Below are 11,339 nucleotides of genomic sequence, written 5' to 3' on the forward strand. Positions count from 1 at the left end.
CTCTCCGCATGCCGCCGGAAAGGGGCGGGGGGGGGTGCTCCGCCGGTCCCGGAGCGATTCTTCGCCTCCGCAGCTTTCCGGGACGGCCGGCGATGCCGCTCCGCCCGTTCCGCCCCGGCAGCCCGGACGGCCGGCGCATGCGGAGCCCCCGTATCCGCGCGTAAGAAGGGGCCGACCGTGCAGCCCTTTCGGCCGGCCGATCCGGCCGCGCAATATTCCTCCGAAGGCGGGGATTGCCGGACGGGCTCCGCCGTCACGCGAAAGCGGGGCGCCCGCCGTCGGAACGGTCGCCCCGCTTACGGCATGCGCCGCGCAATGCCTCGCAGACTGAGGCGCTGCGGACGCTGGCGGAGTCCGATCCGGGAAAACCGGAACCTCGGGTTCCGGTTCCTGCATGAAAGGCGCCCCGGCTTCGAACGAAGCCGGGGCGCCTTTCATGCGCGTTCAGCGTGCGGCTACTCCTCCAGAAAATCGACGTTCACCTGCCGCTGGAACGCCTCCTGCAACGAGATGTAGGTCTGCGTCGTGGTGATGCCCGGAATGCTGAGAATGCTTTCGAAGATGGTCTTCATCAGATGCTCGTTATCCAGACAGTAGAGTTTCACGAGGATGTTGTAGGCCCCCGTAACAAAGTGGCACTCCACGATCTCGGGCACCTTTTTGAGCCGTTCCATAGTCTGCGTGAGAAGCTGCGGATCGTTGAGGCTGATGCCGATATGGGCGCAGACATCGAATCCCAGCATCTTCGGATCGACGACGAGCCGGCTGCCGAGGATGACGCCCGACTCGTCGAGTTTGCGGATGCGCTGGTGGATGGCAGCGCCGGAGATGCCGCATTCGCGGGCGATCTCCAGAAAAGGCATGCGGGCGTTCTTGATGAGGAATTTGAGGATCTTGCGGTCTATCGCATCCAATGTCGCTTTGGCCAATGTATTCGGAGTATTAGATTATTTGATTACGTTGAGTTCGCGGCCGACCTTGATGAAGGCGGCGACGCAGCGGTCGAGCTGCTCGGTGGTGTGTCCGGCCGAGACCTGCACGCGGATGCGGGCCTGCCCCTTCGGCACCACGGGATAGTAGAATCCCGTAACGAACACCCCCTCGTCCTGCAGCTTCGCGGCGAAGTCCTGCGACAGTTTGGCGTCGTAGAGCATCACGGCGCAGATGGCCGACTGCGTGGGTTTGATGTCGAATCCGGCCTCCATCATGCCCTTGCGGAAGTGCTCCACGTTGGCCACCAGACGGTCGTGCAGTTCGTCGCTCTCGCCGAGCATGCGGAACATTTCGATCGAGGCGCCGACCACGGCGGGGGGCAGCGAGTTCGAGAACAGGTAGGGGCGCGAACGCTGACGCAGCATGTCAATGATCTCCTTGCGGCCGGTGGTGAAGCCGCCCACGGCGCCGCCGAAAGCCTTGCCCAGCGTGCCCGTGAGGATGTCGACCTGCCCGCGCAGGTCGTAGAGCTCCGTAATGCCGCGGCCCGTCCTGCCCAGAACGCCCGCCGAGTGGCACTCGTCGACCATCACCAGCGCGTCGTACCGCTCGGCCAGCGCGCAGATCCGGTCGAGCGGCGCGGCATTGCCGTCCATCGAGAAGACGCCGTCCGTTACGATGATGCGGAAGCGCTGCGCCTGCGCCTTTTTGAGGCACTCCTCCAGCTCGTCCATGTCGGCGTTGGCGTAGCGGTAGCGCACGGCCTTGCACAGACGCACGCCGTCGATGATCGAAGCGTGGTTCAGCGCGTCGGAGATGATGGCGTCCTGCTCCGTGAAGAGGGGCTCGAACACGCCGCCGTTCGCGTCGAAGCAGGCGGCGTAGAGGATCGTATCCTCCGTGCCGAAATAGTCGGCGATGGCCTTTTCGAGCTGTTTGTGAATATCCTGACAGCCGCAGATGAAACGCACGGACGACATGCCGTATCCGCGCGCGTCCATCGCCCGTTTGGCAGCCTCTATGAGGCGCGGATTGTCCGAAAGTCCGAGGTAGTTGTTCGCGCAGAAGTTCAACACTTTGCGTCCGCCGACCTCGATCTCGGCCCGCTGGGGCGACTCGATGATCCGCTCGTTCTTGTAAAGCCCGGCCGCTTTGATTTCGGCGAGTTCGTTTTGTAAGTGCTCTTTGATTTTACCGTACATAGTATCTTAATGTTTTAATAGAAATCGGGGCGAATTCATGTCGATTTATTAGCAAAGGTATGAAAAATTTTATAAAAATACGATGCTTCGTCTGAAAATTGCAGTTCGAAGTTACGAATCGTAACATCATCCGCTCCGCAACGGGCAGCGTCCCCGTCCGCGGCGGCGAGCGAGCAGCGAATCCGCGGCCCGCGATCCGCCCACGCGGTCCTGCGGACACGGATGCACGGCCCGCACGCCGCAATCGTCCGGGCCCCTCGGCTTCGGGCGGATCGGGCTGCGGTGCGGCGCCGCGCCTCGGCAGCCGTCCGGGCCCTTTCCCGCCGCGTTCGCAAGCCGCGGTTTCGTGCGTCCGCCCGCGCTTGCACCCGTCCGCACGGCAACCGTATGCAGCCGGAAATTCGCACTTGCCGGCCTTCCGCGTCTTGCCGGCAGCCCGCGCCGCCCGGTCGGGGCGTGCGGCGCTCGCAGCCCCCCTCCCGCCGGCGTGTGCGGCACCGGCGGCTTCCGGAGGCTCCCGTCCGCAGACGAAAGCAGCCTCATGCGCACGGCCCTTCCGTGCGATGCCGCGCAATGCTCCGCTTTTGCGAACGGCGGATCCGCCCCCTCCGCAGCCCCGGCTGTCGGAACCCGTTCCGGGCACGGCCTTTGCGGCCGGACCGCCCGGTGCGCCGTCCGGGGGAAATTCCGTAAAACATTTCCGGAATTCCGTAAGAGCGGCCGGCGGCTCCGGACTTATCTTTGTTCCGTAAAAAAAAGATTTCGCATGATGACGGAAAAACGTATCGTCCGGGAAACCTTTCCCGTCTCGGGGATGAGCTGCGCTTCGTGCGCCGCACGGGTCGACAAAGCCCTCGGCCGGGCCGCGGGCGTCGCGGAAGCCTCGGTCAACTTCGCGTCGGGCGAAGTCGTCGTGGCCTACGACCCGACGCTCGCGTCGCCCGAAACGCTGCGCGAGGCGGTCCGCCGCGCCGGCTACGATCTGCTGATCCGCGACGAGGCGCAGGACCCCGACGCCGCCGAGCGGAAGCACGCGCGCCGCCTCGCCTCGCTCCGCCGCCGCACGGTGTGGGCCGCGGCGCTCGCACTGCCCGTGGCGGTCGTGGGGATGTTTTTCATGCACGCGCCCCATGCCGGCCTCGTGATGTGCCTGCTTTCGGCGCCGGTCGTCTTCTGGCTGGGCCGAGGCTTCTTCGTCAATGCCGCGCGCCAGCTGCGGCACGGATCGGCCACGATGGACACGCTCGTCGCGCTCAGCACGGGCGTGGCGTGGCTGTTCAGTCTCTTCAACCTGCTTTTCCCCGCGTTCTGGCTCGCGCGCGGCATCGAACCCCACGTCTATTTCGAGGCTTCGGCCGTCATCGTGGCCTTCATCCTCGTGGGGCGTCTGCTGGAGGAGCGGGCCAAGGGCGACGCCTCGTCGGCCATCCGCAAACTGATGGGCCTCCGGCCCCGCACGGTTACGCTCTGCACGCCCGGCGGCGAGCGGACCGTGCCCGTCGAGACAATCCGTCCCGACGACCTGATCGCCGTCCGCCCGGGCGAGCGCATCCCCGTGGACGGCACCGTCGTCGACGGTGCGTCCCACGTGGACGAGAGCATGCTCAGCGGCGAGCCGCTTCCCGTGGCCAAACAAGCGGGCGCCCCCGTCTTCGCCGGCACCGTCAACCAGCGGGGCGCATTCCGCTTCCGGGCCGAGAAAGTCGGGCGCGACACGATGCTCTCGCAGATCATCCGCATGGTGCAGCAGGCGCAGGGCAGCAAGGCCCCCGTGCAGCAGCTCGTCGACCGGATCGCCGGCGTTTTCGTGCCCGCGATCATCGCCGTGGCCCTGCTCTCGTTCGGGGCGTGGATGCTCTTCGGCGGCGCGGAGGGTCTGACGCACGGCCTTCTGGCACTCGTTACGGTGCTCGTCATCGCCTGCCCCTGCGCATTGGGGCTGGCCACGCCGACCGCCATCATGGTGGGGATCGGCAAGGGAGCCGGGAACGGCATCCTCATCCGAAACGCCGAGAGCCTCGAAACCGCACGCAGGGTCGATACGGTCGTGCTCGACAAGACGGGCACGCTGACCGAAGGCCGTCCGGCCGTGAGCGATCTGGCGTGGGCCCACGACGCACCCGGGGAGAGCGCCGCGATTTTCGCCGCGCTCGAACGGCGTTCGGAACATCCGCTGGCCGAGGCGGTCGTGCGGTATTTCGACGGTACGCCTGCCTCCGCCGCACCCCGCACCGGATTCCGGCCCGTGCAAGACGGAGCCGCACGGACAGTGTCCGGGCCGGACGGGGAAGCCGGAGCGTGCGAATCGGATACGCTCCTGCATCGGCGCGTCGGCGCATCGGCCGGAGAGAGCGGAACCCCGCAGGCGGCACCGGAATCCGGTGCTTGCGGCGACAGCCTCTCTCCGCAGGTCGAAGCGTTCGAGAGCCTCACCGGAGCGGGCGTCTCGGGCCGCATAGGGGGCCGGACCTACTATGCCGGCAACCGCCGGCTCGTCGACGGCCGCGGGGTCGCCGTTCCGGCGGAGCTGGAGCGCGAGGCGGCCCGCCTGTCGGACGAAGCCAAAACCCTCGTCTGGTTCGCCTCGGAGGATCGGGCGCTGGCCGTCGCAGGCATCGCCGACCGGATCAAACCTTCGTCGGCTCAGGCCGTCGCCGCACTGCGCGCAGCCGGCACGGAGGTCTGGATGCTCACCGGCGACCACGCAGCCGCAGCACGGGCCGTCGCCGCGGCTGCGGGCATCGACCGCTACCGCGCCGGAGTGCTGCCGCACGAAAAGGCCGCCTTCGTGCGGGAGCTGCAGGCCCGCGGGCGCCGCGTGGCGATGGTCGGCGACGGCATCAACGACAGCGCCGCACTGGCCGAGGCCGATCTGGGAATCGCCATGGGCGGCGGCAGCGACATCGCCATGGAGACCGCCGGCATGACGATCGTCTCCTCCGACCTGCTGCGGGTCCCCGAGGCGTTGCGCCTCTCGACTCTCACGGTGCGCACCATACGCCAGAACCTCTTCTGGGCCTTCATCTACAACCTCATCGGAGTACCCGTCGCCGCCGGCATCCTCTATCCCCTGTGCGGGTTTCTCCTCAACCCGATGATCGCCGGCGCGGCAATGGCCTTCAGCAGCGTCAGCGTCGTGGCGAACAGCCTGCGGCTCAATCGCAAGCGGATCGCCGTTCCGACCGCCGGCACCGCATCCGCTCCGGCTTCCGCATCCGCCGCACCGCCGGAGCGCGCAGCCGATCCGACGGCGGCCGCTTCCGGCTCCCGGCCCGACGCCGCCGAGCCCGCTGCCGCCCTCGCATCCCGGGCTACGGCCGAGGCGCGCGGAGCGACGGATTCCGCCGCGTCCCTGCCGGCGTCGGAGGCGGCCAAGATTTCGCCGAACGAACGAACAGACCACAATAACGTCAAAATCATGAAAAAAGAGTACAAAGTAGCAGGCATGACGTGCGGCCACTGCCGTGCGCATGTCGAGAAAGCGCTGAACGGCATCGCCGGCGTGCGGGCCGTCGTTACGCTCGATCCGCCCGTAGCCTCGGTGGAGTTCGCCGGCGAAGCCAAATCGCTCGAAGAGCTTCAGGCCGTCGTGCGGGCCGAGGCCGGGGACTACACCCTCTCGGAGTAGAACGCTCCGGCCTCCGCGCGGAGGCTGTCCGACAAGTTTTATCAACCCTCCGAGAACCGCCTCTTCGGGAAAACTCACGGATGGCGGGCGGTACGGATGAAGGGGGGGCCGAGATTCGTCGGACAGCCCCCTCGCTTCCGGACGGCCCCGTCTTCGTTTCGCGGCTTCCGCCCTCGCCGCGGCAAACCGCATGTCCGGTCGCAGCGTATGCCGGCCGGCTGCAAACGACTGTGCTGAAAACGCGGGTAGGGCGGAGTGCGGCCGAGGGCGAAGAGACGAGGGCGCCGGCAGTTCCCCGCCGTCCGGACGGCGGGACGCGGACGAATCGCGCAGATGCGGCGGCACTCGCCTGCAGACGTGCCGACGCCGCAGCCTCGCGGGTACCCGCACCCGTTGCGGGCGTCGGCTCGGCCGGCGACGTGCGCCCCCCGACCGCTTCCGGAATACTTTCCGGCAGGGTACGAGGCGGCCTGCGCAGCGCGCGCGAACGGGCCGCATCCGCGGGAGCGGCCCGAGAAGCCTTCGACCGGCGGGCATGCGTCCGCCGCCACAGCGCGTCGCGCCCGGTTCCGGCGAATGGATGCCGCCCCCGCACCGCCGCTGTCGGCCGCTCGACCGCGTGCGGCACACTGCGCCCCGTCCCGCCGCCATGAAGGCCTATTCCGGCCGTCGGCGGCCATCCCGGTCCTTTGCGACGGGACGGGTGCGAAACGGACGATGGAAAAACGTTCCGGAGACCCTCCCGCGGGACGAACGGCACGGTATGCGGCCAACGACGCCTCTCCCGCAAATTTCAGGATGTCCGTCCCGTCTGCGGCGCTTTTTCCACGCATTATCCCTATCTTTGTCCCGACAAAACTCCATTCCCATGAAAAGACCGTGTGTTCTGGTTACGGGCGGCGCCGGCTACATCGGCTCGCATACGGCCGTCGAACTGATCGCCGCGGGATTCGACGCCGTGCTCGTCGACGATCTTTCGAACAGCGAGGTCGCCGTGATCGAAGGCGTGCGCGCGATCACGGGCCGCGACGTGCCGTTCGTCGAGGCCGACTGCTGCGACAGAGAGGCGCTGGAGCGCATATTCACCCGGTACGAATTCGGCTCGGCGATCCATTTCGCGGCGTCGAAGGCCGTCGGCGAATCGCTCCGCGAACCGATGAAATACTACCGCAACAACCTCCTCTCGTTCATGAATCTCGTGGAGCTGATGCACGAGACCGGGCGCCGGAACATCGTCTTCTCGTCGTCGTGTACGGTCTACGGCGAACCCCGCCGACTGCCCGTCACGGAACGTACGCCGCGTCGGCCGGCCGCGTCGCCCTACGGCAACACGAAGCAGATCTGCGAGGACATCCTGCGCGACGCGATCGCGGCCGGAGGCGGAGCATTGCGCGGCATCGCGCTGCGTTACTTCAACCCCATCGGCGCACACCCCTCGGCCCTGATCGGCGAGCTGCCGCGCGGCGTACCGCAGAACTTGCTGCCCTACATCACCCAGACCGCCGCGGGCATCCGCGACTGCCTCTCGGTCTACGGCGGCGACTATCCGACCCCCGACGGCTCCTGCATCCGCGACTACATCGACGTCGGGGACCTCGCCCGAGCCCATGTGGCGGCCATCCGACACATGACCGGAGGGGCAGACGTGCGCCCCTACGAGGTTTACAACATCGGCACGGGCCGCGGTGTCTCCGTACTCGAACTGATCCGCCGCTTCGAGCAGGTCAACCGCGTGAAAGTCGACTATAAGATCGCCGGCCGCCGGGCGGGCGACATACCGGCCATCTGGGCCGATCCCGCGCTGGCGGCCGAACGCCTCGACTGGCGGGCCGAGCGCACGCTCGACCAGACGCTCGCCTCGGCATGGGCATGGCAGAAACGTCTGAGCGGCATCGAGTGATCCGCGGTGCCGTCGCTGTCTTCGCGGCTCCGATACACCGGCGGTGCGAAACCGCAGCGAAGGGGTTGTCTAACACGTTTCAGACACCCCTTTTTTATTCGTACTGCTGCTACTCGGGAACTTCCCCGAACACGCAATTCCCAGAAGGTCAAAAAAACTGTTAGACACCCCCTCGCATACATGCGGTCCCGGCATGCGGGCAACGGCGCTCCGACCGCTGGATCCGCCTCCTTTGTCCCGCCCGTTTTGCCGCCGCGGCATATGCCCGAACGAAGTCCGGCTGCACACCCGTTTTGCCGCGGAGGCGTTCGCCTCGGACAGACGTTTTGCCGCCGCGCTGCAACCCGGCGAGGTCGCGGCGCGGCGGCCGGGTCGCACGCGACGTTCGTTTCCGAAGGAGAGGGACGGCGCTTTCTCGTCCCGGGAACGATCCTTCGGGCGGGCCCGGAGCGCCGTCCGGCCTACCGCGGAAACGCCGTTATCTGCGCCGCACGTTCGGATCGTACGAGCGCACCTCGCACTCGCCCGCGAAGTCGATCTGTCCGCCGGAATCCGTGCGCGTCGAGAGCGAATGCGAGCAGCGGACACTGGCCTTGCCGTAGGATCGCGCCTCGATGCGATAGTCGGCCACGTCCAGCTCGGGCGCTCGGAACGAAGCCCCGCCGCAGACCGACACGCTGCCTTCAGCGACCGGACCGCCGCCTCGCAGATAGATCTTGGCGTATCCACTCGCCGCCGCTTCGAAACGGTCGAGGTCGCACGTGGCCGTCATCGTACTGCCGCTGGCGCACTCCATCCGAAGCATCCGAGCCCGAATTCCACCATCGAACTTCGCATAACCGCCGGCGATCACTTCCAGTTCGGCCGTTTCGACCGCGCCGCCGATCCTGCTGCCGCCGCCGACCGAGATGCGGCCTTTCGTCCCTCCGGTCAGGTCGCACTGCATTTCGGCGTATCCGGAGAGCTGCAGTTCGTAGTTTTCGAGTGCGGCCTCTCCGTCGAACCGGCTGCCGCCCGTCAACATGATTCTGCTGCTGCGGGCCCTCGCATCGCCCGCATACTCGGCATAGCCGCTCAGCATCAGCGATAATTCGTCCGCCTCGATGTCCCCGTCGAACCGGCTGCCGCCCGACAGGCCGACCTCGCACTCGCCGCTGACGCCGACACGGCCCATAAAACGGCCGTAACCCGAAACGAATACCGTCATCCGTTCGCCCGAAAAGGCGCCCTCGGCCTGTCCGCCGCCCATGAGGGTCAGCGAAGCGACGTTTTCGACCGGAGCGAGAAACTTCACCGAGCCGTACGAAGAGACCTCGATGCGCGCGAGGTCGGCCGAAGCAGGCACGACGGCCTCCAGAGTGAGGCCGGATACCTCGTGCACACCGCGCGCTTCGAATCCGAGCACGAGGCAGCCGTCCGCCGCGGCTGCGGTTACGTAGTCGATCGCATTGTCGTCGGCCGTGAGGAGGATCTCCGTCGCCGAAGGGTCCACCGTAACCCGCACGCCGGAACGGACGCAGAGCGCGGCATAATCGCCCGTGCAGGGGACAGCGCGCGTAACGAACCGACCGCTGCCCTTGAGGCGCTTGGGCCCCTTTTTCGCACGGCGCTTTTTCGGTGCGGTCCGTTCCGCACCGGCCGATTCTTCGGTCCGAAACGTTTCGCCGGAGGCGGTCCGTGCCACCGATTCCGTCCCGCCCGACAACAGCAGAAGACAGATCGAAATTTGCAGCAAATGTTTCATAATCATAGAGTTTTTAGATAGTTCGACATTCGGTCCTCGCCCCGACGAACACTCTCTGTCGAAACGCTTTTTCGGTATGCCGATCTGCCGAACCGGACGTCTAATTTCTTACATCCGGTCCTCGCCCCGATACGGTCCGAACGAGTTCGGCTCTGCCCTCGGCTTAGCGAAACGGGTTCGATTTTCGGGACAATCGCCGGCACGGGACCGAATCCGTGTTAAAGTTAGGAAATTCAATCGACAAATGAAACGGGAAATAAGATTTTTCACCTTTTTCGTTCAACCGGATGGGGCCGACCCGAAACTTCGTCCGGGCCGTATCGGGGCGAGGACCGGACGTAAGAAATTCAACGTTATCCGTTGAACCGGGGACGGAAAACCTCCTGCCGGACAAACGCTCTCCGACCCGGTTGGAGAGGTCCGGGCATGCGGGCCGAGCCCTGCCGGCGGTGCATCCGGCACCGCGGTTCGCGGGTCTCACGGACCTCGGCGGGGAGGCCGCCGGAGCGCGGCCCTGCCGCACACCCTCCCGCACCGACCTGCTCCGGCCCGCGTCGCCCCCTCCCCTTCGCACCCCCGCGAAGTGCGGAAATAATCCGCCGCATCCGTTGATTTCGAAGAATATTTGCTATCTTTGCCCTCCGAAGCAGGCGGCATGGGGTGCGGCTTTCGGGGCCGCACTGAGAACCGCCGAAGGTAACGCATTAAAATTCTAAACATTATGAAAACCCTTTCGATTGAAACCAAGACTCGCAACGAGTATGGCAAGAAGGCGGCCAAAGCGGTGCGCCGCGAAGGTCTGGTGCCCTGCGTACTGTGCGGGGGCGGCGAGACCGTTTCGTTCTCCGTAGACCCCAAGGACGTGAAACCCCTGATCTACACGCCCAACTCCTACATCGTCGAATTCACGATCGACGGGCGGAAGGAGCAGGCCGTACTCCGCGACGCGCAGTTCCACCCCGTGCGCGAGGAGATTCTCCACCTCGATTTCTACCGCGTTCAGGAGGGCAAGCCCGTTTCGATCGCCATTCCCGTGCGTCTGACCGGCAATGCCGAGGGCGTCAAGGTCGGCGGCAAGCTGGTGCTTTCGGCCCGCAAGCTCGTCGTGAGCGCTCCGGTCGACCGGCTGCCCGACGAGATCGTCGTGGACGTAACCGAGCTGGGCGTAGGCAAGACCATCTTCGTGGGCGACCTGAAGATCGAGGGTCTGAAATTCGTAACCCCCGCTTCGACGGCCGTGTGCGCCGTGCGCGTAACCCGTGCTTCGCGCGGTGCGGAGGCGGCGGCCAAATAACAATCCGCCGTTGCGATGAAATACCTCATTGTAGGACTGGGCAACATCGGCGCCGAATATGCCGACACCCGCCACAATGCCGGTTTCGATGTGTTGGATGCCCTCGCCGGGGCGTCCAACATCTCTTTTGCGGCAGCCCGCTACGGCGCCGTAGCCGAACTGAAATACAAGGGCCGCACGCTCGTTCTGCTCAAGCCTTCGACCTACATGAACCTCTCGGGCAAGGCCGTGCGCTACTGGATGGATGCCGAGAAGATAGCGCCGGAGAATCTGCTCGTCATTTCGGACGACATCGCCCTGCCGTTCGGGACGCTGCGGATGCGCACGAAGGGAAGCTCCGGCGGCCACAACGGACTGAAAAACATCTCCGAACTGCTCGGCCGCGAGGACTATGCACGCATCCGCTTCGGCATCGGCGGCAATTTCGCCCGCGGACAGCAGATCGACTACGTGTTGGGTACATGGACCGACGAGGAGCGCAAACTGCTCCCCGAGCGGCTGAAGGTTTTCGGCGACGCCGTCCTTTCGTTCGCCGCCATCGGAGCCGAGCGGACGATGAACCTCTTCAACAAGAAGTGATCGTCGCAGCCGCCGAACGGCTTGCATATGGGGGGGGGCTAACAAGTTTTTTCAATCCT

At 65.9% G+C, this 11,339-nt stretch carries 7 protein-coding genes; 4 read left to right on the forward strand and 3 right to left on the reverse strand.

Going from position 1 to position 11,339, the window contains the following annotated elements; all coding sequences use genetic code 11:
* Positions 1-455: 455 nt before the first annotated feature.
* Both BN3659_RS12555 and kbl read right to left on the reverse strand, forming a co-directional pair.
* Positions 456-929 (reverse strand): Lrp/AsnC family transcriptional regulator, encoded by a 474-nt coding sequence (locus tag BN3659_RS12555; RefSeq protein ID WP_091537349.1) that lies wholly within the window; start codon positions 927-929, stop codon positions 456-458.
* Positions 930-947: 18 nt separating this feature from the next.
* Positions 948-2,135 carry a glycine C-acetyltransferase gene (gene kbl / locus BN3659_RS12560; RefSeq protein ID WP_091537351.1) on the reverse strand — a complete coding sequence of 396 codons (1,188 nt, stop codon included), beginning with the start codon at positions 2,133-2,135 and terminating at the stop codon, positions 948-950.
* A gap of 769 nt (positions 2,136-2,904) precedes the next feature.
* Between kbl and BN3659_RS13570 the strand changes: the two genes are divergently transcribed.
* Together BN3659_RS13570 and galE are read left to right on the forward strand one after the other, a co-directional pair.
* Entirely contained in the window at positions 2,905-5,763 is a 2,859-nt protein-coding gene (locus BN3659_RS13570; RefSeq protein WP_253181092.1) for a heavy metal translocating P-type ATPase, read from the forward strand.
* A gap of 868 nt (positions 5,764-6,631) precedes the next feature.
* Positions 6,632-7,663 carry a UDP-glucose 4-epimerase GalE gene (gene galE, locus BN3659_RS12575; protein ID WP_091537357.1) on the forward strand — a complete coding sequence of 344 codons (1,032 nt, stop codon included), beginning with the start codon at positions 6,632-6,634 and terminating at the stop codon, positions 7,661-7,663.
* Positions 7,664-8,141: 478 nt separating this feature from the next.
* On the opposite strand, the gene BN3659_RS12580 is transcribed toward galE, so the two are convergent.
* A complete protein-coding gene (locus BN3659_RS12580; RefSeq protein WP_091537359.1) occupies positions 8,142-9,407 on the reverse strand; it encodes a GIN domain-containing protein in 1,266 nt (421 codons plus the stop codon).
* Between the two features lie 721 nt (positions 9,408-10,128).
* Here BN3659_RS12580 and BN3659_RS12585 point away from each other — a divergent pair.
* A complete protein-coding gene (locus tag BN3659_RS12585; RefSeq protein WP_091537360.1) occupies positions 10,129-10,701 on the forward strand; it encodes a 50S ribosomal protein L25/general stress protein Ctc in 573 nt (190 codons plus the stop codon).
* A 15-nt stretch (positions 10,702-10,716) separates the two neighbouring features.
* Positions 10,717-11,280, forward strand: coding sequence for an aminoacyl-tRNA hydrolase (gene pth, locus BN3659_RS12590; RefSeq protein WP_091537362.1), 564 nt, complete (start codon positions 10,717-10,719; stop codon positions 11,278-11,280).
* The last annotated feature ends 59 nt before the right edge of the window (positions 11,281-11,339 follow it).

The organism is Alistipes sp. CHKCI003 (assembly GCF_900021155.1).
Classification (GTDB): domain Bacteria; phylum Bacteroidota; class Bacteroidia; order Bacteroidales; family Rikenellaceae; genus Alistipes; species Alistipes excrementavium.

What these genes read in the sequence shown, in the direction of transcription:
- kbl (WP_091537351.1), bottom strand. Translation starts at nt 2,135, where the DNA reads ATGTACGGTAAAATCAAAGAGCACTTACAAAACGAACTCGCCGAAATC.
- BN3659_RS13570 (WP_253181092.1), top strand. Translation starts at nt 2,905, where the DNA reads ATGACGGAAAAACGTATCGTCCGGGAAACCTTTCCCGTCTCGGGGATG.
- galE (WP_091537357.1), top strand. Translation starts at nt 6,632, where the DNA reads ATGAAAAGACCGTGTGTTCTGGTTACGGGCGGCGCCGGCTACATCGGC.
- BN3659_RS12580 (WP_091537359.1), bottom strand. Translation starts at nt 9,407, where the DNA reads ATGAAACATTTGCTGCAAATTTCGATCTGTCTTCTGCTGTTGTCGGGC.
- BN3659_RS12585 (WP_091537360.1), top strand. Translation starts at nt 10,129, where the DNA reads ATGAAAACCCTTTCGATTGAAACCAAGACTCGCAACGAGTATGGCAAG.
- pth (WP_091537362.1), top strand. Translation starts at nt 10,717, where the DNA reads ATGAAATACCTCATTGTAGGACTGGGCAACATCGGCGCCGAATATGCC.